This is a genomic window from Agrobacterium sp. CMT1, assembly GCF_037203725.1.
Classification (GTDB): domain Bacteria; phylum Pseudomonadota; class Alphaproteobacteria; order Rhizobiales; family Rhizobiaceae; genus Agrobacterium; species Agrobacterium pusense.
Genome location: NZ_JBBCAR010000001.1, coordinates 220,889 through 243,576, shown reverse-complemented (window position 1 = coordinate 243,576; position 22,688 = coordinate 220,889). Strand labels below are relative to the sequence as shown.

At 59.5% G+C, this 22,688-nt stretch carries 18 protein-coding genes, 2 tRNA genes and 2 pseudogenes; 9 read left to right on the top strand and 13 right to left on the bottom strand.

What is annotated here, in order from left to right; all coding sequences use genetic code 11:
- Positions 1-64: 64 nt before the first annotated feature.
- Positions 65-652 carry a demethoxyubiquinone hydroxylase family protein gene (locus tag WA845_RS01365; RefSeq protein WP_112553407.1) on the bottom strand — a complete coding sequence of 196 codons (588 nt, stop codon included), beginning with the start codon at positions 650-652 and terminating at the stop codon, positions 65-67.
- A 289-nt stretch (positions 653-941) separates the two neighbouring features.
- Positions 942-2,306, bottom strand: a complete 1,365-nt coding sequence (locus WA845_RS01360) for a dicarboxylate/amino acid:cation symporter (protein ID WP_337322151.1) — start codon at positions 2,304-2,306, stop codon at positions 942-944.
- 578 nt (positions 2,307-2,884) lie between these two features.
- On the opposite strand from WA845_RS01360, the gene WA845_RS01355 reads away from it, so the two are divergent.
- Positions 2,885-3,805 (top strand): DUF1499 domain-containing protein, encoded by a 921-nt coding sequence (locus tag WA845_RS01355; protein WP_112553409.1) that lies wholly within the window; start codon positions 2,885-2,887, stop codon positions 3,803-3,805.
- Positions 3,806-4,059: 254 nt separating this feature from the next.
- On the opposite strand, the gene WA845_RS01350 is transcribed toward WA845_RS01355, so the two are convergent.
- Positions 4,060-4,968 (bottom strand): MBL fold metallo-hydrolase, encoded by a 909-nt coding sequence (locus tag WA845_RS01350; protein WP_004440431.1) that lies wholly within the window; start codon positions 4,966-4,968, stop codon positions 4,060-4,062.
- Positions 4,969-5,171: 203 nt separating this feature from the next.
- On the opposite strand from WA845_RS01350, the gene WA845_RS01345 reads away from it, so the two are divergent.
- A tRNA-Gln gene (locus WA845_RS01345) sits at positions 5,172-5,246 on the top strand.
- A 12-nt stretch (positions 5,247-5,258) separates the two neighbouring features.
- On the opposite strand, the pseudogene WA845_RS01340 reads toward WA845_RS01345, so the two are convergent.
- From WA845_RS01340 to WA845_RS01325, 4 genes and pseudogenes are all read right to left on the bottom strand, one after another.
- A pseudogene (locus WA845_RS01340) lies at positions 5,259-5,550 on the bottom strand (type II toxin-antitoxin system RelE/ParE family toxin).
- Positions 5,540-5,819 (bottom strand): annotated as a pseudogene (locus WA845_RS01335) (ribbon-helix-helix domain-containing protein). Before WA845_RS01335 ends, WA845_RS01340 begins: the two co-directional pseudogenes overlap by 11 nt.
- A gap of 142 nt (positions 5,820-5,961) precedes the next feature.
- Positions 5,962-7,695 (bottom strand): malate dehydrogenase (quinone), encoded by a 1,734-nt coding sequence (gene mqo, locus WA845_RS01330; protein ID WP_162719108.1) that lies wholly within the window; start codon positions 7,693-7,695, stop codon positions 5,962-5,964.
- Between the two features lie 378 nt (positions 7,696-8,073).
- Complete coding sequence (locus WA845_RS01325; RefSeq protein WP_006699999.1) at positions 8,074-8,496, bottom strand: hypothetical protein; 423 nt, start codon at positions 8,494-8,496, stop codon at positions 8,074-8,076.
- 264 nt (positions 8,497-8,760) lie between these two features.
- Here WA845_RS01325 and WA845_RS01320 point away from each other — a divergent pair.
- Positions 8,761-8,837, top strand: a tRNA-Pro gene (locus WA845_RS01320).
- A gap of 731 nt (positions 8,838-9,568) precedes the next feature.
- Here the strand turns inward: WA845_RS01320 and cysN are convergent.
- The 3 genes from cysN to WA845_RS01305 are packed head-to-tail and all read right to left on the bottom strand — an operon-like array spanning position 9,569 to position 12,813.
- Positions 9,569-11,050 carry a sulfate adenylyltransferase subunit CysN gene (gene cysN / locus WA845_RS01315; protein ID WP_022555767.1) on the bottom strand — a complete coding sequence of 494 codons (1,482 nt, stop codon included), beginning with the start codon at positions 11,048-11,050 and terminating at the stop codon, positions 9,569-9,571.
- Positions 11,050-12,003: a sulfate adenylyltransferase subunit CysD gene (gene cysD, locus WA845_RS01310; protein WP_004440441.1), complete on the bottom strand. Its 954-nt coding sequence runs from the start codon at positions 12,001-12,003 to the stop codon at positions 11,050-11,052. Before cysD ends, cysN begins: the two co-directional genes overlap by 1 nt.
- A gap of 27 nt (positions 12,004-12,030) precedes the next feature.
- Positions 12,031-12,813, bottom strand: coding sequence for a phosphoadenylyl-sulfate reductase (locus tag WA845_RS01305; RefSeq protein ID WP_162719109.1), 783 nt, complete (start codon positions 12,811-12,813; stop codon positions 12,031-12,033).
- A 204-nt stretch (positions 12,814-13,017) separates the two neighbouring features.
- Between WA845_RS01305 and WA845_RS01300 the strand changes: the two genes are divergently transcribed.
- The 5 genes from WA845_RS01300 (at position 13,018) to WA845_RS01280 (ending at position 17,703) form a co-directional block, all read left to right on the top strand.
- The gene (locus tag WA845_RS01300; protein WP_004440445.1) at positions 13,018-13,458 is read left to right on the top strand and encodes an RrF2 family transcriptional regulator; all 441 of its coding nucleotides are present in this window, start codon (positions 13,018-13,020) and stop codon (positions 13,456-13,458) included.
- A 245-nt stretch (positions 13,459-13,703) separates the two neighbouring features.
- Positions 13,704-14,729 (top strand): sulfate ABC transporter substrate-binding protein, encoded by a 1,026-nt coding sequence (locus tag WA845_RS01295; RefSeq protein ID WP_004440447.1) that lies wholly within the window; start codon positions 13,704-13,706, stop codon positions 14,727-14,729.
- Positions 14,730-14,928: 199 nt separating this feature from the next.
- Positions 14,929-15,786 carry a sulfate ABC transporter permease subunit CysT gene (gene cysT, locus WA845_RS01290; protein ID WP_006700003.1) on the top strand — a complete coding sequence of 286 codons (858 nt, stop codon included), beginning with the start codon at positions 14,929-14,931 and terminating at the stop codon, positions 15,784-15,786.
- Positions 15,779-16,651: a sulfate ABC transporter permease subunit CysW gene (gene cysW, locus WA845_RS01285; RefSeq protein ID WP_022555771.1), complete on the top strand. Its 873-nt coding sequence runs from the start codon at positions 15,779-15,781 to the stop codon at positions 16,649-16,651. Before cysT ends, cysW begins: the two co-directional genes overlap by 8 nt.
- 11 nt (positions 16,652-16,662) lie before the next feature.
- Positions 16,663-17,703: a sulfate/molybdate ABC transporter ATP-binding protein gene (locus WA845_RS01280; RefSeq protein ID WP_006700005.1), complete on the top strand. Its 1,041-nt coding sequence runs from the start codon at positions 16,663-16,665 to the stop codon at positions 17,701-17,703.
- A gap of 684 nt (positions 17,704-18,387) precedes the next feature.
- On the opposite strand, the gene WA845_RS01275 is transcribed toward WA845_RS01280, so the two are convergent.
- The 3 genes from WA845_RS01275 to WA845_RS01265 all read right to left on the bottom strand — a co-directional run bounded on the left by WA845_RS01275 (position 18,388) and on the right by WA845_RS01265 (position 21,696).
- Complete coding sequence (locus tag WA845_RS01275; protein ID WP_162719110.1) at positions 18,388-19,401, bottom strand: zinc-binding dehydrogenase; 1,014 nt, start codon at positions 19,399-19,401, stop codon at positions 18,388-18,390.
- Positions 19,402-19,488: 87 nt separating this feature from the next.
- Complete coding sequence (locus WA845_RS01270; RefSeq protein WP_112553415.1) at positions 19,489-21,291, bottom strand: GGDEF domain-containing protein; 1,803 nt, start codon at positions 21,289-21,291, stop codon at positions 19,489-19,491.
- Positions 21,292-21,459: 168 nt separating this feature from the next.
- Positions 21,460-21,696: a ribbon-helix-helix domain-containing protein gene (locus WA845_RS01265; protein ID WP_022555776.1), complete on the bottom strand. Its 237-nt coding sequence runs from the start codon at positions 21,694-21,696 to the stop codon at positions 21,460-21,462.
- A gap of 370 nt (positions 21,697-22,066) precedes the next feature.
- Between WA845_RS01265 and betI the strand changes: the two genes are divergently transcribed.
- A complete protein-coding gene (gene betI, locus WA845_RS01260) occupies positions 22,067-22,687 on the top strand; it encodes a transcriptional regulator BetI (protein ID WP_006700007.1) in 621 nt (206 codons plus the stop codon).
- Position 22,688: the final 1 nt, after the last annotated feature.

Sequence of the window (22,688 nt, the reverse complement as noted above, 5' to 3'; positions counted from 1 at the left end):
GTAAGCGAACCTCTTCGCCGTCATGCGGGCCTTGAACCGGCATCCACTTGCCTGAGCCTGGGCATCAGGACTGTCTGGAACGCGCCATTTCAGCGCGCATCCAGCTTGAGTCTCCCCACGTCGAGAGCCAGATCATCAGATCGGTGAGAAAGCCGATAATCGGCAGCAGAAGCATATGGCCCAAACCGCGCGTCGTCTGGTTTTTCTCGGCCTCGTGCAGATGAGCCAACTCCTGTTCCTGAATCGAAGCGATAAGCCTATGAAGCTCGGGGTCTTTCGTTTGCAGGAAAGCCAATTGATCTTCCAGATGGCGGTGAACGGTGCTTTCAACGGCTTCGGTGCAAATCCAGACCATGTTGCGTCCGCCGAGCGCGGTCAGAAAACCGAGCAGAAGGCCTCCAAGGCTCCAAAACGCCATTACGCGACAAGGTCTTGCGTTTCTGGATGGCATGGCGTCCCGAAACAGACGGCAATGATCGATCTCGTCTTCCCGCATCTCCTGCAGAGCGGGTACAATGTCCGGAAACAGCCGGCGAGCCATCCATATCTGCGCGCCGTAGATGCGAATAGCGCCAAACTCTCCGGCGTGATTGACCTTGAGAATACGCCGAACGGTAAGAGCCGGGTCGTGTTTACCGAGACTGTCGGACATGTGAAATGCTACCTCAGCCTACTCCCGTTCACCCGAACACGGCACAAATCGCTTCTGCTTTTTTGGTAGGGGCTAGCCGCCCCTTTAGTCCAGTTCCATAGTCTCACACAACAACAAATAAATTACACGATCGGTGATGACGACCAAGGCTAGGCGTTCATTGCAGCCGCGCAAGCTTTGCTGGCGGCTGCAATGACGACGGTTTCGCCAAGATGATGACTTCATCGGTAGCGTTCGTCATCGAGGCAGGGACGTGATGCGCAGGGAGCAATCACGTTCATTGCTTTGCTTAGGCCGTCGCCACTTCACGGTCATCGAGTGCGTCGATGTCCTTGGCGTTGTTATAAACGGCCTCGTTGAGAATACCCTCGCGTTTGGCGACAATGGTCGGCACCAGCGCCTGTCCGGCGACGTTGACCGCAGTGCGGCCCATGTCCAGGATCGGGTCGATGGCGAGCAGCAGGCCCACACCTTCGAGCGGCAGTCCGAGCGTGGAGAGCGTCAGCGTGAGCATAACCACCGCGCCGGTCAATCCGGCCGTTGCGGCGGAACCGAGCACCGAAACGAAGACGATCAGCACATATTCCTGAATGCCGAGCGGCACCTGGAAGAACTGCGCGATGAAGATCGCCGAGATTGCCGGATAGATCGCGGCGCAGCCGTCCATCTTGGTCGTGGCGCCGAGCGGCACGGAGAAGGCGGCATATTCGCGCGGCACGCCGAGGCTCTTTTCCGTCACGGTTTCGGTGACGGGCAGTGTGCCGATGGAGGCACGCGAGACAAAGGCGAGCTGGATGGCCGGCCATGCGCCCGCAAAGAAGCGCGAGGGCTTCAGGCCATGCGCGAGAAGCAGCCCCGGGTAAACGACGAGAAGCACCAGTGCCAGACCGATATAGACGGCCGCTGCATACCAGCCGAGCTGTGACAGCGTGGTCCAGCCATATTGGTCAACTGCGCGGCCAAGCAGGCCGATGGTGCCGATGGGGGTAAGGCGGATGACCCACCACAGGATTTTACGCACGATGGCGAGCAGCGACTGGTTGAAGGCGAGGAACGGCTCCGCCGCCTTGCCGGCTTTCAGCGCCGCGACACCGAAGGCAATCGACACCACCAGCAACTGCAGGACGTTGAAATTCAGCGAGGTGCTGGCCGCGCCATTGCTGATTTTGGTAGATGCCTCGAGGCCGAAGACGTTGGCCGGGACGAGACCCTTGAGGAAGTCCAGCCAAGAACCGGTGGAGGACGGTGCTGCGGCTGCCGTATTGGCGATCGCCGTGTTGACGCCCGGCTGGATGACAAGACCGAGCACGATGCCGATGATGACCGCGATCAAAGCGGTGATGGCGAACCAGAGCAGCGTCTGCCAGACGAGCTTCGCCGCATTAGAGAGGTTCTTGAGATTGGCGATGGAGGCGACGATGGCGGTAAAGATCAGCGGCGGCACCAGTGCGCGCAGCAGCTGGACGAATATGCTGCCGATGGTCTGCAGCGTCACCGAAAGCCAGTTGGGGCTGCCGGCGGCGTCGGGGCCGATATTGCGGGCAACGAGGCCGAGCAGCAGGCCGATGACCATGGCTATCAGAACCTGAAAGCCAAAATTGCGATAAAAGGGTTTATGCCCCGAAGGGCGGGCAGAGGTTGTTGCCTGTGACATGACATGTCTCTTTATTGTGCAAGAAGGCGGGAATGTTGCATTTTTTACAAGCATTCTCGAGGGAGGTCGCCGAGAATACGCCGATTTCCTCAGCAATTAAGGGATGAACGTGCGTATTTGTTGCATTGTCGGGGAATTATTCCCTGACGCTGCGGCAATGCGGAAAAATATTCCTGCTTCTTGTTGCCGTGGCCTCTCAGTCCGTCGCGCAGGGAAAGTCATGCTAATTGCGCCGACGTCATCCTCGGGCCTGTCCCGAGGTCTGCCGACATATTGATTTTTATTGGAGGTGGTTAGATCCTCGGCACAGGGCCGAGGATGACGTTGAGCGGGTCTTCACCCTTAATCACCGACCTCAAGGAAACTGCGACCTGTCCGGAAATTTAACCCGGACAGAAGTGGATCATACCCGGAATGACGGAAGAGAGGTCTTCGGGGGCACGCTTTACCCGTAGATCGCCCCCTCCTTTGTTTTCCTCGCCGCAATTCCGGTTTATGACATCATATGCAGGTGATTCCCTGCCAGAACCCGGGTGCAACGCCTCTTAGCCAATGCGATCTAACGGATATCCGCTTCCATGACTGTGCGTTTCGTCCGGCCTTTTTCGGTTGCAGCCTATCTTTCCCGCTATCTGGGCCTGGCGGCACTGGCGCTTTTTCTCATCGCCGCCGGCATCCACCGTTTCGGGCCGCTGACGACGCCTGATCTTGTCGGGCTGCTCCTCATTGCCGCAGGCATCGCTTTTCTTGCCGTGCTTCTGGCGCTGATCGGCCTTGAGCGGCTATGGACCAGAGGCGCACGCGGCGGCCTTTCGGCGCTGGCGGCGCTGCTTCTCTCGGCCCTGCCGCTCGGCGTTGTCGGCTACGGCGCCTTTCTTTATTGGCAGCAGCCGAAGATTTACGACATCTCCACTGACCTGAGCGACGTGCCGGAGTGGCTGGCGACACCGGCCGCCAACCAGCAATGGCTGGTGCGGCCCGCGACCATTACCAAGGCTGATCGCGATGTGCAGATGGAGGCCTATGCCAGCCTTGCCGGGCGCCGTTATGAAGGCGCGATAGACCGCATCTACGCCGCCGCCAAAAAAATGGCCGCCTCCCAGAATATCCGCATTACCCATACGAAGGGTGTGATCGGGGCGGAGGATGCTCCTGCCGTCGGGGTGCCAGCACAGGACAGGCAGCAGCCCGCCGACGATGCGCCGGTGGAAGACCTGCCCTCCATCGTGCCCGTGCCCATGGCCCGCCCGACCGACGCGCCTTTGCCCACCTTCTTCAACGGCAGCGGCGTGGTGCTGATGCAGGGTGAAACCCGCACCCGCATCTGGGGCCTGCGCTTCGATATCCTCATTCGCCTGAAGGAAGAGGCCGAAACCACCATCGTCGATGTCCGCGTCGCCTCCCGCTACGGCCAGCACGATCTTGGCATGGGTGCTGCGATTGCCGAGGCCTATCTCGATGCGCTGGATGCGGAGATGCAGGGTCTTAACGATAATTGAGGCCGGAGGCGACGGTACACGTCGGCCGAATGGATCGCGACGTCGCGGCACATTTCTTCTCCCCCGCCGGGGAGAAGGTGGCCCGAAGGACCGGATGAGGGGCAACGACGGAGATTTTCGGAGAGCTTGCCCCCTCATCCCGCTGCCGCGGACTTCTCCCCGGCGGGGAGAAGAAACAGGTGGCACCCGCTCGCTCCCCACCGAAGGGGCGGCAATCACGAAAGCACCTTGAGAGCTGGCTAGTTAAAACCCCGTCACGCCGGGAAATATTCACCCGTGAGCGAAGGCGCGCCATCCGTCCGAACTTCGCCCTTCTCGATCAGATCCTCGATATGCGCCAGCACGGAAAGTGCCGCCGCCCCATGCAGACGCTTGTCGGTGCTGGCATAGATCACCTTCACCATATCGGCGATCAGCCTGTCGCCGTCTCTGATCCGCTTCAACACCGCCTTTTCCCGCATGCGGCGGTGGGCGCGCAAGCCCCGCATGAAGGCGGCGGGATCGGTGACCGGGCCGCCATGGCCTGGCAGGAACAACCGGTCGTCGCGGGTCAGCAACCGCTCCAGTGAAGCCATGTAGTCGCTCATCGCCCCATCAGGCGGCGCGACGATGGTGGTGGCCCAGGCCATGACGTGATCGGCCGAAAAGACGATGCCGCTGCCCTCAAGCGCAAAGGCGGCGTGGTTGGCGGTGTGGCCCGGCGTATGCAGCGCCGTCAATGTCCAGCCGTCGCCGGAAAGGCTCTGCCCGTCGCCCAGCGCAATGTCAGGCGCGAAAGCCGTATCGGAACTTTCGGCAAAGGGATTGGTCTCGCCCACATGCAGTGGCCGGGCGGCGCGGTGCGGGCCTTCCGCCACCGTCAGCGCCCCGGTCGCCTGCGCCAGCCTGCGGGCAAGCGGCGAATGATCGCGATGGGTGTGGCTGACGAAGATGTGCGTGACTTCGCGCCCTTCGAGCGCGGCCATCAGCGCCCGAAAATGCGCCTCATCCTCCGGGCCGGGATCGATGACGGCGACGGAACGGTCACCGACAATATAGGAATTGGTGCCATGGAAGGTGAAGGCGGAAGGATTGTTGACGGTGATGCGCTGGATGAGCGGGGCGACGGGAACCGCCTCGCCATAGGCCGGCTGGAAATCGAGATCGAATGCCGGGTCCGCCATCGAGACCTCCTGAAAAAATGCCATGCATGCTTGCGCCGCGGCCTCATCCGCGTCACGGCCAAGCCCTAACATGCGAACTTCGACACGGCACCCAAAAAGCTTGAATTTTGTGAAAAAATTGGTCGCCGGGTCATTGCCGCGCCGGGCAGGCTTTGCTAATCAGGCGCGGTTCAGGCAGCGGCGTTTCGCTCTCGCTGCCCTGTTGGGGCGTCGCCAAGCGGTAAGGCACCGGTTTTTGGTACCGGCATTCCCAGGTTCGAATCCTGGCGCCCCAGCCATCTATCCCCAAGTCAGAACAACGTTCGCAGGTTCCGGCGACCGTCGATCACGCGAACGATTTCCACGGAATATATTTCGCCGCCATCGGTATCCGGCACGGTTTCGTAGAGAATGATGTACGGCGCTTCAACCAGCATGCGGGCGGATGGGAAAATTTCCGGGCGGCGCTCGCCGAGGTGAGGATGGTCCACCAAGCGCTCCGCTTTGGCGCGGAACGGCAAGGCGCTGTGATTTGCCGATATCGATATAGATTTTCTTCACATCGCTGCGCGCGCTGGGCGACCAGACAAGTTTAATGGTCACGATTTTTCAACGAAGCCAGTTCTGCACGCGCTTCATTGAGCGCCTCGTCAAAATCCACTTCGGTTGAAGTGCCACTTGCTTTGCCCTCGCGCCACAAAGCATGCAGTTTGGCAATGTCGCCGCGTCGCTCAACCCACTTTGCCGACCAGTCGCGCATGGCTTCACGGATGACCTCACTGCTGCTGGCAAGCACCGCTTTCCACGGCGTCACGCAAGATTTCGGCGTGCTGGGGAGTCATCGAGACGCTGATCTTTTCAACATTGGCCATCTAAGCTCTCCATCGAATTGGTAGCAATTATTACCACCAAGAGGATTGGCCGACGAGATATTTCAGTATCAAGAATTAGATCAACAAAAAACGCCGCGCATCCAGAGACACGCGGCGTCCAATCCTAAATCGCACCTAAACCTTAAAGCGCGATATCAGGCACCTTCTTCACGGGTGCACCCGCAGGCGCCGCACCGGCGCCCTTCAGGGCCTCAAGATCGATCTGCGGCGGGGTCGGCAGCTGGAGGTGCTCGGCGGTGTAGGCCCATTCCTCACGTACCTTTTCCGGGTCGTCATTGAGCTTGGTGCCGTAGCTCGGCACGATCTGGCGCAGCTTCGTCTGCCATTCCGGCGTTGCCACCTTGTCCTTGAAGACTTTTTCCAGAACGCTGAGCATGATCGGCGCTGCGGTGGAAGCGCCCGGCGAAGCGCCGAGCAGGCCGGCGATGCTGCCGTCCCCAGCGGAGACGACTTCGGTGCCGAGCCGCAGCACGCCGCCCTTTTCTTCGTCGCGCTTGATGATCTGCACGCGCTGGCCTGCCTGCCAGAGACGCCATTCGCCCTGCTTGGCATTCGGGAAATATTCCTTCAGCGCAGCAAAACGGTCGTCATCCGACATCATCAGCTGGCCGGCGAGATATTCGACCAGCGGATATTCATCGATGCCGACGCGCACCATCGGCCAGGCATTGCTGGTTGTTACGGAGGAGACGAGATCGAAATAGGAGCCTTCCTTCAGGAACTTGGTGGAGAAGGTGGCGAAAGGTCCGAACAGGATGACGCGTTTGCCGCCCAGCACGCGGGTATCGAGGTGCGGAACCGACATGGGCGGCGAGCCCACCGAGGCCTTGCCATAGGCCTTGGCCAGATGCTGCATCGTCACATCGGGGTTCTCGTTGATGAGGAACGAGCCGCCGACAGGGAAACCGGCATAATCATCCGCTTCCGGAATGCCGGACATCTGCAGCAGGTGCAGCGCGCCGCCGCCGGCGCCGATGAACACGAATTTCGCATCCACCACCTGTTCGGCATCGGTCTTGGTGTTGGTATAGGTCACGCGCCAGCTGCCATCGGCGTTGCGCTGGATGTCGGAAACCTCGCTATTGACCTGCAGGTCGAAATTCTGGTCGCTCTGCAGATGCGAGACGAACTGGCGGGTGATTTCGCCAAATTCCATGTCGGTGCCGAGCGGCGACCAGGTTGCGCCGATCTTCTGGGAAGGATCGCGGCCTTCCATCATCAGCGGCACCCACTTCTTGATCTGCTCGGGATCGGTGGAAAACTCCATGCCCGCGAAAAGCGGGCTCGCCTTCAGCGCCTGATAGCGCTTTTCCAGATAGGCGACGTTCTCGTCACCCCAGACGAAGCTCATATGCGGCGTGTGGTTGATGAAGGAGCGCGGGTTCTTCAAAACGCCGTTGCGCACCTGCCATGCCCAGAACTGCCGGGAAATCTGGAAGGATTCGTTGATGTTGATCGCCTGGCTGATCTTGATGTTGCCCTTGTCGTCTTCGGGCGTGTAGTTCAGCTCGGCAAGCGCGGAGTGGCCGGTGCCGGCATTGTTCCAGCCGTTGGAGCTTTCAAGCGCCACGCCATCCAGCCGCTCCAGCATCTGCATCGACCAGGTGGGCTCCAGCTCGCGCAGCCACACACCGAGCGTCGCGCTCATGATGCCGCCACCGATGAGAAGCACGTCGACCTTCTTGGCAGTCGTATTGGCGAGAAGCGCGGAAGAGGGCAGCGCTGCTGCGGCAAGTCCGGCGAGAGCACCACCCAGAACCTGTCTGCGGTTCATCGGCAATGCGTGGGAGAGGGAAGTTTCCTCGGAGAGATCAGTGAGCTGGGATTTGTCTTGATCGATGGGAGTCACGGCCATACCCGATTCTTGTTTTGTGTTAAAAACACTCCTCCCGACCGCCCCGTTATAGCAAAGCGCAAACCGGCACAACCCGGACTCATCCACCCCAGTTCAAGCGGTTTTGTGCGGATTTTGCCGCGGCGGACGGCCGATCTCACGGTTATGCCGATTATCATTTTGATGATTGTTAAGATAAGTTGCGGCTTTCAAACGGTTGAAAGCGTTTCCTGGCGGGATTTTGCGAAAACGCAGCGCCAGCACCCTTTCCAGTGAATTACGATCCGCAAGGTGCCGCTCAGGCACAATTTTTTTCAGAATAATGACGGAAATCCCGAAAAAGTGAAAAGGCCCGCCGGTTCGGGCGGGCCTTCGTGCATTTTGGCTTGTGGCTGACGATCAGTTGGCGGCGAGGAATTCCGCGCAGTAGCTCGGACCGTTGACGCCCGGGCGATCGGAGATTGTGCGCACGGCGGTGATTTTGTAATCGCTGGAGACGACCAGCTGCACCGTGCAGGAAAGGGAGGCGGTGCGGGCGGGCGAAATCTGCCGGCCCTTTTTGCCATCCTTGCCTTCTTCGAACTTCGCCGGAATCGTCGCCTTCTTGTAGCCGCCGCGCCAGTTGTAGACGGTGGAACTGCCGCTTTCGGTGTCGCTCAGCGGCGGGCCGAATTTGGCGAAGAAAATACCTGCGGACTGGCCGACCCAACGGGTCTCAACCGGGCTCTTCTGGGTGAAGGAGGGCGTGGAGCCATCGGTGGAAGTGGTGCAGGCCGAGAGCGCAATGGCAAACGCTGCAAGCGTTACGCTGCGAAATAGCATGGTGAAATGTCCTTTGTGCCGTGTCCGGCATCCCGCCGGTCATTCCGTTCCCCTAGCAGATTTGGCGGCGGCGGGCAGGGGAGCTGTGCGGCCCGATGAAAATTTCCTGCCACAATTGCTTTTTTGTAACGTTTTGAAGCCTTCCGCCCGGTGCCGCCGGTGCCTGCCGGGGCTGTTTCAGCAGGTGGGGAAAACTTGTCATAAAAAATGCAATAAGCCGCTTGTCGAATGCCGGAGGCTGGTCTATAGAAGCGCCGCTGGTCACGGAGTGTAGCGCAGTCTGGTAGCGCACCACGTTCGGGACGTGGGGGTCGGAGGTTCGAATCCTCTCACTCCGACCAGCTAGAAGCCCGATAAATCAGCGGCTTGCAAAAAATCCCGATACTTGCTGAAAATCTCCATATCAAATCGTCATACATCAACCGGGCCGGTCGCATCAGAGCCGGTTTGAATGCATTCGTCGCCCATGCCTCGGAGCCCAGTTGGGTAGGCTGTCGCAACTTCCTGCGCTTCCAGTTTTCCGTATGCGCGAATAAAAGAGGCCCGTCGCTCCGCCAAGCGCCAGGCCCCAATGTCGCGGCCTGTTTCAGGGGACGCGCGACACGGACCGTCTTAGAAGTGTCAATTCAGGTCCACAATCCAAGAAGTTACCCGTGACAGTCGCGAGCCCTGAGTTTCAGGGCCATCGCCGTGATCAACTTATCGCGATCAAAAAAGAGGCCCGCTGCATTTTCAAGCAACGAGCCTCTGTTCGGCCGCTTGGCGGAGCGACCGAGGGCAAATTCGCCTTTTGCCCATGAACGCCGAATGAACGAGCGCCCTTCTGCGCCGCCGAGAAACAACCCGTAAAAATCCGCAAAGCAGATGGATCGGAAAGCTTCCTCAGCCGTTATCCAAACATACAACAATGGAGGATAACATGCTGAAGGGTATTGCACTGTGGGCTATGGGCGTTCCGATCTTCGTGATCATTCTGCTTTATATGTTCGTGTTTTAAGTCGCATCTGACGACTGGACCCAAACAAAAAGGCGACCACACCGTGGTCGCCTTTTGTCGTTCATGCCGGCATTCTCAGTCGAGATCGCTGATGAGCCGTGAGGCTGTTGCCGCATCCGTGCGCCGGATGTCGATCTCGTCGCGGTGCTTGGCAAGAAGCTCGCTCGCCAGCAGCTTTTCCGCGAGATCGGCAGGCAGCGAGAGAATGACCCGGTCGCCTTTTTCTTCCGTCGCGCCGACGCTGCGCTTGGCCGATATCATGCCGCCCGCCACCGTATTGTTGGTGTCGGGGTCGATCAGGATGAAGGAACCCGTCGAGCGGTTCTGCTCATAGGGATCGAAGATCGCCGTCTCATCGAAGGAAAGCCTGACCTTGCCGATGGCGTTCATCGGCAGCGACGTTTCATGCGCCTGCCATTCGCCTTCCTTGAGGTTCAGCTGGCTGACGGGCTGCACACTGACACGCTGTCGGCGGCTGCCGCTTTTCAGCCAGTAGCGCTTGCCGGCCTCGATGCCTCCGGGCTGCAAAGCCACGATCTGCGCGTCGAAGGCAAGGCCAGTCTGAGGCTGCGCCTCGATGGAGACAATCATGTCGCCGCGCGAGACGTCCACCTGACGATCGAGAACGAGAGTGACGGCATCACCCGCCACGGCGGCATTGCGTACCAGATCGAAAGTGACGATCTGCTTGACGTTGGCGACCATGCCGGAAGGCAGGATAACGACGCTGTCGCCCGGCTTCACCGAACCGCCGGCAACCGTGCCCTGATAACCGCGGAAGCTTTCGCCGGGACGCGAGACGCGTTGTACGGGAAAGCGGAAGCCGCCCGATTGCGCGGAGCGAACGGTCGCCAGTTCCAGCGTTTCCACCAGCGTCGGGCCTTCATACCAGGGCATGGAAGCCTTGCCTGAGAGAACGACGTTTTCACCTTTCAGCGCCGACATCGGAATGGCGGTTATCTGCTTGATGCCGAGATCGGATGCGAAATCGCGGAACTCGTGGGCGATCAGTTCGAAACCGGCCTTGTCGTAATGCGTCAGGTCGATCTTGTTGACGGCCAGCACGAATTGCCGGATGCCCATCAGCGCCGCGATGGTGGCATGACGCCGCGTCTGTTCGAGAATGCCGGTACGGGCATCGACGAGCAGCACGGCGAGGTCGGCAGTCGAAGCGCCGGTCGCCATGTTGCGGGTATATTGCTCATGGCCGGGCGTGTCGGCCACGATGAAGGCGCGCCTGTCAGTGGCGAAATAACGATAGGCGACATCGATGGTGATGCCCTGCTCGCGCTCCGCCTGAAGACCGTCGAGCAGCAACGCGAAATCGGGCAGGCCGAGATCGTTCTGCTTGCCGCTGTCGCGGTGCAGTGTCGCGGCCTGGTCTTCCTTGACGGCCTTGGTGTCCCAGAGGAGACGGCCGATCAGGGTCGATTTGCCGTCATCCACGCTGCCGCAGGTGATGAGACGAAGCGGGCGGGTGTCGCGCGCTGCTTTCGAATGTTCGGCAAAGGGCAAAATGGTGGCCGTGGAAACGTTGGTGGTGGCAGAAGCGGTCATCAGAAATAGCCCTCGCGCTTCTTCTTCTCCATCGAGCCGGACTGGTCGCGGTCAATCGCGCGGCCCTGACGTTCGGAAACAGTGGCGATTTCGAGCTCGGCAATCACATCCTGAAGCGTCGCCGCCTCGGAACGGATCGCACCGGTGAGCGGGAAGCAGCCGAGCGTGCGGAAGCGGATCGAGCCACGCTTGATCTCTTCGCCGGGCAGAAGCTCCAGGCGCTCATCTTCAGCAAGGATCATCATGCCGTCGCGCTCGATATAGGGGCGCTCAGCGGCGTAATAGAGCGGCACCAGAGGAATGTTTTCCGCTTCGATGTAACGCCAGATATCCACTTCGGTCCAGTTGGAGAGCGGGAAGGCGCGCACGCTTTCGCCCTTGCGGACCATGCCGTTATAGATGTTCCACAGTTCCGGCCGCTGGTTGCGCGGGTCCCACTTATGGTCGGGCGTACGGAAAGAGTAGATGCGTTCCTTGGCACGGCTCGCCTCTTCGTCGCGGCGCGCACCACCGAAGGCTGCGTCGAACTGGCCGGCATCCAGTGCCTGACGCAGGGCTTCCGTCTTCATGATGTCGGTGTAAAGCGCCGAGCCGTGGGTGAAGGGCGTGATGTTTTCCGCCGCGCCGCGCGGATTGGTATGGGAGATCAGCTCCAGATCGTATTCCTTGACGATATTGTCGCGGAATTCGATCATCTCCTTGAACTTCCAGCCGGTATTGACGTGCAGCAGCGGGAAGGGAATGCGGCCGGGGAAGAACGCCTTGCGCGCGAGATGCAGCAGCACGGACGAGTCCTTGCCGATGGAATAGAGCATCACGGGCTTGTCGAATTCGGCTGCGACTTCGCGAAAGATATGAATAGCTTCGTTTTCAAGCGCCTTCAGATGGGGATCGAGCGGCGGCTTGGATGCGACAGTATTCTTGCTGTCCGTCTCGTGGACTGCGTTGGACATTGTGAACTCCGGGAATGTACTGAATGATTATCGTTGCGGGATGGCGGAAACGGCGGAGGTCTGCTCCGCACCGGCGACGTGAAGACCGCATTCGCGCTTCTCGTCGTTTTCCCACCACCATCGTCCGGCGCGCTCAGGCTCACCGGGCTTGATGGCGCGCGTACACGGCTCGCAGCCGATGGACGGGTAACCGCGCTGATGCAACGGATTGATGGGGATGTTCTCCTGGGCGACATGCGCCTTGATGAGATCGATATCCCAGTCAGCCAAAGGGTTGATCTTGATGAGATTGCGATCCGCATCGAATTCGGCAAACGGCGTCGTGGCGCGATTGCCCGACTGGCCGCGACGGAGGCCGGTGATCCAGAAGGCGGCACCATCAAGCGCCTTGCCGAGCGGGATCAGCTTTCTGACATGACAGCAGGCATGACGCGCCTCAACGCTTTCGTAAAAGCCGTTGAGACCGTATTTTGCGGCGTAGGCGTCTATATCGTCCTGTTCGGGACGGAAACGACGGATTTCGATGCCGAAACGCTCCTCGGTTTCATCGATGAGATCGACGGTTTCCTTGAAAAGACGGCCAGTTTCCAGCGTGACAACGTCGATCGGCAGGCGGTGGGTGCCGATCGCGGCGGTGATGACCTGATCCTCGATGCCGAGGCTGGTGGTGAAGACCGCGCGCCCGCCGAGGCCGGCGATAAATGAAAGCCGACCCGCCAGATCGAGCCCGGCAAGCGTGGCATCAAGGGAAGCGGCATCGGCAGAGGCATTTGCTGAATTGATGGTCATTGTCACGTCCGGGATTTCCATGGCCGATTATTGTTGAAATCGGCGCTTTGGACGAGAAATGACAGTCTTTGTGCGCTGCACTTCAGAGCAAAAATGCCTCTCGCGCGCGTGCTATGAGCAAAAGATGCCCGTTCACCTTGTTCGCAGCCTGGATTTGAATTGTGACAACTTCTGCGCTAAGCCGTGATTGCCGGGTATCCGGGCTTGTGATCTACTGGTTTTACGATGATTTCGCAGAAGGCAAAATATGCGCTGAGGGCGCTTCTCTCGCTGGCCAAGGCCGACGGTGGCTGTCCTGTGCAGATTTCCGACATTGCCCGCGAACAGGCCATTCCGAAAAAGTTTCTGGAGCAGATCCTTCTCGAAATGAAGAAGGAACGCCTTGTCGAAAGCCGGCGTGGCAAGCAGGGTGGTTATCTTCTAGCACGCCCGGCGGATGATATTACTTTCGGCGAGGTGCTGCGGCTCATTGATGGCCCCCTTGCTCCTCTGCCTTGCCTCTCCCAGACCGCCTATCGCCGCTGCGAGGATTGCGACGGCGAGAAGCAGTGCGAGATCCGCCATGTCTTCGCCCGTGTGGCCGATGCGACGCGCAACATCCTGTTCAACACCACCGTTGCGGATGCGGTGGCCGGTGTCGAAGTGCCCGAGCTTTTGACGGCCTGACGAAAAATTCGTCTAAAACACCTCAATATTTTTCGCCATCGCGGCAAAAAACCGGCAAAAATGTGAAACGCTTTTGCATTCAGCAAAGTTTTACACGACGCTTGTTGCGCCTTTCGCTTATGCTGCGCTGTATTTGTTGCCCGGAGAAACGCTCAAGGGAAACACTTTTTCGATCGTATTCGGCCTCATTGACCAACTCTACTCAACCGGTAGAGTTAAGCCATCGCAATCAGGAGGGAATACCGATGTCCAAGCTTCTGTCCGGTTTGAGCGTTGTCGCGCTCAGCCTCTCACTGGCACTTGGCGCAGCTGGCTCGGCCGCGGCGCAGACCAAGCTGCTGAACGTGTCCTATGATCCGACCCGTGAACTCTATAAGGATTTCAACGAAGCCTTCGCCAAGAAGTGGAAGGCCGACACCGGCGAGGACGTCACCATCCAGCAGTCGCATGGCGGCTCCGGCAAGCAGGCTCGTTCGGTCATCGACGGTCTGGAAGCCGACGTCGTGACGTTGGCGCTGCAGAGTGACATCGACGCCATCGTGCAGAATTCCGGCAAGATCAACAAGGACTGGCGCGGCCGCCTGCCGCATAATTCCTCCCCTTACACCTCCACCATCGTTTTCCTCGTTCGCAAGGGTAACCCGAAAGGCATCCATAACTGGGGCGATCTGGTGAAGGGCGACGTGCAGATCGTGACGCCGAACCCGAAGACCTCGGGCGGTGCGCGCTGGAACTATCTCGCGGCCTGGGCCTGGGCGAATGAAGAATTCAAGGGCGACAAGGACAAGATCAAGGCCTATGTCGGCGAGCTCTACAAGCGCGCTCCGGTTCTCGACACCGGCGCCCGTGGTTCCACGGTAACCTTCGCACAGCGCCAGATCGGCGACGTGCTGCTCGCCTGGGAAAACGAAGCCTATCTGGCCGGCCAGGAATTCGGCGCTGACGCTTTCGATATCGTCGTTCCGCCGATCTCGATCCTTGCCGAGCCGCCGGTCGCCGTGGTTGACGCCAATGTCGACGCCAAGGGCACCCGCAAGGCAGCCGAAGCCTATCTGCAATATCTCTATTCCGACGAGGGCCAGAATATTGCGGCCAAGCACTTCTATCGTCCGTCCAACCCGGCCGTTGTCTCCAAGGACCTGCTGAAGCAGCTGCCTGACATCAAGCTCGTCACCATTGACGACCCGATCTTCGGCGGTTGGGCAAAGGCGCAGCCGGAACATTTTGGTGACGGCGGCATCTTCGACCAGATTTACAAGCCCGCGAAGTAAGCGGATGATGGGGTGAAACGTACTCACCCCGTCCCACGGGACAAGACAAATCAGAACCTGATCGACCGGACGCCATGCCGGTCGATACTTTATAATAAGCGCCGGGGGAATACCGGCTCCCAGAGAGCACCTCCAGGACGGGCAGACCTCGGTTGACTGTCCCGGAAATGTTCAAAAACTAAGATTATCCGGAGCCTTGATGAGCAATAATATTTCCGGAAGCAGGTGGAAGTGGCGGCAGTCGAGCGTCATACCGGGCTTCGGCCTGACGTTTGGTTACACCGTCACCTATCTGTTTCTCATCATTCTTATTCCGCTTGGCGGCCTTATCTGGTCCACGGCGAAACTCGGTTTTGCAGATTTCATTGCGATTGCCACGGATAGCCGTACGCTGAATGCGTTGCGCGTCAGTTTTGGCACGGCGTTCCTCGCCGCATTGGTCAATGTGGTCTTCGGCGTCATCGTCGCCTGGGTTCTCACACGTTACCGCTTTCCCGGTCGCCGCTTCGTGGATGCCATCGTGGACCTTCCCTTTGCGCTTCCAACGGCGGTCGCGGGCATTGCGTTGACGGCGCTTTACGCCAATCGCGGCTGGGTCGGTTCGCTGTTTGAGCCCTATGGCATCAAGATTGCGTTCACGCCGACCGGTATCGTCATCGCGCTGATCTTCATCGGTCTGCCCTTCGTCGTCCGCACCGTGCAGCCGGTGATGGAGGAGATCGACCGGCAGGTGGAGGAGGTGGCGGCAACGCTCGGCGCGAACCGTTTCCAGACCATCACCCGCATTCTGTTGCCGAGCCTCACCCCCGCCATTCTCACAGGTTTTGCGCTCGCTTTTGCGCGCGGTGTTGGCGAATACGGCTCCGTCATCTTCATTGCCGGCAATATTCCCTACGTCTCGGAAATCGCGCCGCTCCTCATCGTTATCAGGCTGGAGGAGTTCAATTATGCGGCTGCGACCGGCATCGCCACCATCATGCTGATCATCTCCTTTGCCATGCTGTTCCTCATCAATCTCATTCAGGCCTGGAGCCGCAAGAGGTACGGTTATGTCTGAGACTGTTTCTCGCACCACGCCGCGTCCGTTCCGCGATCCCGCCAGCGAGAGCCTGCCAGCGCGGCTGGCACTGATCGCCATCGCCTTCGTCTTCCTCGCCGCATTTCTCGTCCTGCCCCTGGTTTCGGTCTTCTTCGAAGCATTCCGCAAGGGCACGGAAAGCTTCTGGGAGGCGATTTTCGAGCCGGATGCGCTTTCCGCCATTCGCCTGACGCTGCTCGTCGCCGCTATTTCGGTGCCGCTCAACCTCATTTTTGGAGTAGCGGCCGCCTGGGCCATCGCGAAATTCGAGTTCAAGGGCAAGGCATTCCTGATCACGCTGATCGACCTGCCATTCTCGATCTCTCCGGTCATATCAGGTCTGGTCTACGTCATCCTGTTTTCCTCGCACAGCGTGCTCGGCCCATGGCTGAAGAGTTACGGCATCGAGATCCTCTTTGCGGTGCCGGGCATCGTGCTCGCCACCATCTTCGTCACCTTTCCCTTTGTCGCGCGCGAGTTGATCCCGCTGATGCAGGATCAGGGCAATGGTGACGAGGAAGCGGCGATTTCGCTTGGCGCATCCGGCTGGCAGACCTTCTGGTACGTCACGCTGCCGAACATCAAATGGGGCCTGCTTTATGGCGTGCTACTCTGCAACGCCCGCGCCATGGGCGAGTTCGGCGCCGTCTCGGTGGTGTCAGGCCATATTCGCGGCGAGACCAATACCATGCCGCTGCATGTCGAGATACTCTATAATGAGTACAATATCGGCGCATCCTTCGCCGTCGCTACGCTGCTCGCCGGTCTGGCTCTGGTGACCCTCGTTCTCAAAACCATTCTCGAAATACGCTTTGGCGCGGGCAACGCAGCCGGCAAGCATTGAAAGGCATCTTCATGGAAGTGAAAGTTTCCGGCATCACCAAGCAGTTTGATCGCTTTCCGGCGCTGAACGACGTATCGCTCAACATTCGCTCGGGCGAGCTGATCGCGCTGCTTGGTCCTTCCGGTTCCGGCAAGACGACGCTGCTGCGTCTGATTGCCGGTCTTGAGCAGCCGACGACGGGCCAGATTTTCTTCGGCGACGAAGACGCCTCGCACCGCACCGTGCAGGAGCGCAATGTCGGTTTCGTTTTCCAGCATTACGCGCTGTTTCGCCACATGACGGTGGCAGACAACATTGCTTTCGGCTTGAAGGTGCGACCCTCCGCCAAGCGTCCGCCAAAAGCGGAAATCCGCAAGCGCGTGTCCGAGCTTCTCGACATGGTGCACCTTTCCGGGCTTGAAAAACGCTACCCCTCGCAGCTCTCGGGTGGCCAGCGCCAGCGGGTGGCGCTCGCCCGCGCCGTCGCCATCGAACCGAAGGTGCTGCTTCTCGATGAACCCTTCGGTGCGCTGGATGCCAAGGTGCGCAAGGAGTTGCGCCGCTGGCTGCGCGAATTCCACGACCGCACCGGCCACACCACCGTCTTCGTCACCCACGATCAGGAAGAGGCGCTGGAACTGGCGGACCGCGTCGTCGTCATGAGCCAGGGCAAGATCGAGCAGGTCGGCACCGCCGATGACGTCTACGACACGCCGAACTCGCCCTTCGTCTTCTCTTTCATCGGCGAATCCTCCAGCCTGCCGGTCACCATCCGTGATGGCCATGTGCTGTTCCAGGGCGAAAGCATCGGCGTAAACGAAAGCGGCGCAGGCGAGGGCGAATTGTTCTTCCGGCCGGAAGACGTGGTGCTGACGGACGAAAAGGACGCGCTTTACGGCAAGGTCACCACCTGTCGCCGCCTGGCCGGCACCCGCATCGCCGAAATCGACATCGCCAATAACGGCCATGAACCCTACCACCTCGAAATCGAAGTGCCGCTCAACGCCGCCGTGGCGGTGGGTGCCGAACTGCGGTTCCGCCCGACGCGGTGGAAGGTGTTCGGGAAGAAATAAGGAAGAGGTGACGGCCGTTTAGGGTCGATGATTTGTCGCTCTCCCCAGTTCTCCGTCATACCGGCATTGAGCCGGTATCCAGCCAGCCCAAGTCCTTGGGCTTAAAGGAGTCCTCTCGTCGCGCAGACGCGCGCCGGCTGGATGCCGGGTCAAGCCCGGCATGACGGAAGAGACGTATCGCGAGCAACACAAGATGCCGAATTTACAGCGCTAGCATATCCCACACCCTCATTCCTGTGCTTGTCACAGGAATCCAGCCGACGCGCGTCTGCGCGGCGAAAAGACTCCTTCCAGCCCAAAGACTTGGTCTGGCTGGATCTCTGTGACAAGCACAGAGATGAGGCAGGAGGGTGAGGCACACAGATGAGGGAGAAGCTACACGGAGATGAGCCAAGCATACGTACCCGCCCATAAATCCAGAAACGGAAAAGGGCCGCCTAAGCGACCCTTCCATGAGTTTGGTCCTGTTTACAGACCCGGGACTGTTTCTCAACGTTCCGAAGGCAGAAGAGGTTTACAACGAGGGCTGCCCCGTCGAAAACACACCCTTTCCATTGCCTGCACCAGAGACCGAAATCTCACTAGACATTGGATCACCTCCTTCCGATACGTTGAACATAACTAGAAGGTAGTACGATTCGTGAGTAATGCAAGAGGGCTAACTGAGAACTTACTCTGCAGCACCTAGTCGACTCGCATCACGATCTTGCCGATATGGCTGCTGCTTTCCATCAGCCGGTGCGCTTCCGCAACCTCATCCAGTGTGAAGACGCGGTTGATGACCGGTGCGACCTGGCCGCTTTCGATCAGCGGCCAGACCTGATCCACGAGATCGTCACGGATGGCGCGTTTCTCGTCCGCCGTGCGCGGGCGCATGGTGGAGCCGGTGACGGTCAGGCGCTTGACCATGATTGGCGTGAGGTTGACCTTGTCGGCCACGGCGCCCCCGAGAAAGGCGATGATGGACAGGCAACCATCCTTGGCCAGCGCCGCAAGGTTCTTTTCGAAATAGGCAGCACCGATCATGTCGAGAACGACATCGACGCCCTTGCCGCCGGTTTCGGATTTCACGACTTCGGTGAAATCCTCGTCGCGGTAATTGATCGCCCGTTTGGCGCCGAGCTTCACACAGGCCTCGCATTTTTCCGCAGAGCCCGCCGTGGCATAAACTTCCGCGCCGAATGCTTTGGCAAGCTGGATCGCCGTCGTGCCGATGCCGCTGGTGCCGCCATGGATGAGCACGGTTTCACCTTCGGTCAGGCCCGCCATCTGAAAGAGATTGGCCCAGACGGTGAAGAAGGTTTCCGGCAAGGCTGCGGCTTTGACGGCATCATAACCTTTGGGGAAGGGCAGGGCCTGCCCAGCGGGAACGGCGCAATATTGCGCATAACCGCCGCCATTGGCGAGCGCGCAGACCCTGTCGCCAAGATTGAATTCATCGACGCCTTCGCCCAGCGCCACCACCTCGCCGGCGATCTCAAGGCCGAGGATCGGACTTGCATCCTTCGGTGGCGGATAGGTGCCCTGGCGCTGCGCGACATCCGGCCGGTTGACGCCTGCTGCTTCGACCTTCACCAGAACCTCGCCTTTCGCGGGCTTCGGCAAAGGCGCTTGCGAAAGACGCATCACTTCCGGACCGCCATGGAAGGGAAGGTCGATGAAACGCATTTTTTCGGGCAGGGTCTTGGGGTCGGGCATGGTCAGGGGCAACTCCTCACTATCGGCGTCGCCTGAAGATGTAGGTCAGATGCGCCGCTTAGGGAAGAAGGCCGTTTGTCACTGGTGTCAATTTGTCTCGCCGAAGACCCGGATGACGAGGCCGCTGTCATTTTCCTTCGCAGCCGCCTTAACGCCTGCGATCTCGCTGCCGATGCGCTCGGGATTGGCGATGATCAATCCTTTGGGCAAGCTCAGAACGCCAATGGAACAGCGCAGCAGCGCGAAGTCCCGCTCATTGCCGTGCCGGTCCTGGCCCTTCATGCAGCCCGCCTCGCGATCCTCGGCCGAATACAGTTCAGCGACATCGTCGTGAAAATCGCTGAGCAGCCGCTCGAGTATTTCCGTCAGGTCTTCCACCGCCCAGTCGCGCACGCCGATGAAGAAGTCATCACCGCCAATATGTCCGAGGAAGCAGTCGCCGGCAAAAAAGTAACGGCGCATCAGTGCTGAAAACAGGGTGATGGCGTGGTCGCCGGCGTTGAAGCCGTATTTGTCGTTGAAGGGTTTGAAGTTGTCGAAGTCGCAATAGCAGAAGAAGCGTGTCTCGTCGCCATCGCTGCAGCGGTCGGCGATGAAGCCGCCAATCGCGCGGTTGCCCGGCAGTGCTGTCAGCGGGTTCTGGTCCTGCGCCATCTTGAGCTGCTTTTCGTTGATGACCTTGATCAGCGAAGCGGCGGAAACGATGCCGGCGTAACGCATGTTTTCGGTCAGGATGATGCAGGCGCTGCCGCCCATGCTGGCGAACATGTTCATCAACTGGTCGGCATCGGCATCGAGACCGACGATCGGCGCGGCGTCGACGAAATGGGAGATGGTGCGCTCATAGATCTTGTTCTTGAGCAGGTCACGGCCAAAGGGTCGGTAGATGTATTCCTTGAGGTGATATTCGTTGATGACGCCGCGCGGTTCGCCGTTGGCATTGAGAACCGGAAAAAACGCCTGCTGCGGGTTTCTCCGGAAGAGCTCGAAGACGCTGTCGACGCTGTCATGTTCGAAGACGGTGGGAAGTCGTTCGATTTCACGTCGGATCAGGATCTCATCCAGAGTCTGGCTGTTGCGCCGCGCCACGCCGATGCGGTTGATGTGGGGAAAGCTCTCCGGCAACTCGCTGGTGAAGACCGTTGGCCTGGCGATCAGCCAGCCCTGCACCAGGTCGACGCCGAATTCGCGACACGTCAGGAACTCCGCTTCCGTTTCAATGCCCTCGGCGATGACCCGCACCCCCAGAACATGGGCAATATTGACGATGCTGCGGACAAGATGCTGCTTGCGCGGCAGATAATCGACGCCGGTGATGAAGTGCCGGTCGATCTTCAGATAGTCCAGCGGAAAATCGCACAGAAGCTTCATCTCGCCGTGTCCCGCGCCAAAATCGTCGATCGCCAGCTTGAAGCCCTCTTTCCGCATGCGGGCAATCAGCGTCGTGAATTCGGGGACGCTTGTATTGTCGAAGCGTTCGGAAAGCTCGAAGCAGATGGAGGAGGGGGGAATACCCGCGCGCGCCAGATGGCCCACAAGCTTGTCGAGAATGGCGTCGCCCTGCGCGATCAGCCGCACATCGAGGTTGAGAAATAGGGTGGCGGAGGAAAAGTCAGGCAGGGTGGAGAATTTCGCCAGCGCGCGGCTCGCCAGCATCTGCTCGAAAGCCTTGAGTTCGCCGCCCTGCGCCGCCTGGTCGAGAAGCGCCAGCGGATCGGAAAAACCGAGCCGGTCGTGGCCGCGCATCAGTGATTCATAACCGAAAATAGTGCCCGTCGTCGCCTCGACGATCGGCTGAAACGCGGTTTCCAGCACGAGCTTCGCCATGGGAAACATGTGCCCGGAGGCAAATCGCCTTACGGCATCGTTTTCCAGCGTAACGGCCTGCATTTCTGTTCTCCGCTATTACGGCTTTCCTTCCGTGGCTGAGGTAAGGAGAGCCTTTCTCTTTTGCGGCGAACAATCGCAGATTACAGGTCAACAAAAGCTTTCACGTCTGTGAAGCTTTGATGAACGTTTTGTTGCAACCCCCTTGATATATGGGGTAGTAGCCGGGCCTCACGCCCGGCGGACATGTCCTGAGTGCGCGGCATAGAGATCAGCCACGTTCACCCGCTCCCGGTCGGCTTCCACGGGTTCCCTGGACTTCGCGCCCATACCGTGTGCGCCAGATGCCGCCCATAATCGCAGCGCTTCCCTGACGACCTCGCTACCGGATGCATAAGCCCCGCAATTGACGGCTTCGCGCATTCTCGCTGCCTGTTCCGGGGAAATCGATACTGTCACCATTGGCATGATATCACTCCCTTCTTTAAACACTGCGAACGGTCATTCGATGCCCGGATGGGTATCGGCTGCCGTCGTGGTCTAGGGCGGGCGTTTTTATTGTCTTTCGTCTGGCGCCGCTTCCAGCGAAATTTGTATCAGCTGGGATATTAGCACGGAACGTGTTCCATTCCCAATTCGCAGTATATCACGGTTTAGTTTTTCCCCCGTGACCGCGCCGGGAGCATGGAGATGATCCTCACGCGCCGGCCATTGCAGAAACCAGGGTCCGTCCGATGAGAAAGAATTGATTTACAGCAAAATAGCGACACGGAATGGCGCATTTTTTATTGATTGATCAGTCAATCAAGAATATTTTACCGCCCTCAAGGAGATCGTCATGCCCAAGGTCGGAATGGAGCCTCTGCGCCGAAAAGCGCTCGTGGATGCGGCGCTGCGCACCATAGGCCACCATGGCTCGTTGAATGTGACAATGTCTGACATCGCCCGGGAAGCGGGGGTGTCGGCGGCGCTTGCGCATCATTATTTCGGCAGCAAGCAGCAGCTCCTGCTGGAGACCATCCGCAGCCTGCTGCGTGATCTCAGGCGTGATGCGGTGGCGGCGCTGACCCGTGCTTCCGGCCCGCGCGAAAGGCTGAGCGCCATCGTCCATGTCTCCTTCCAGAGCGACCAGTTCACGCCCGAAACGGTGGCGGCATGGCTTGCCTTTTACGTTGAGGCGCAGCGCTCGGAAGAAACCCGCCGGCTGCTGGTGATTTATTCCCGCCGCCTGCGCTCCAACCTCATGGCAAGCCTCAACCGGCTCTGCCCGCCCGATGATGCCGCACGCATTGCAGAAGGGGCCGCAGCCCTCATCGACGGGCTTTATATCAGGCACAGCCTGCGTTCCGCCCCGCTCGGCCTCGCCTCTGCACCGGCGCTGGTCGAGGATTATTTCGACATGCAGCTCAGATCCTTTCCCGATGGACAGCGCGCCAAGCCGTCCATCCGCACTCTCTAGG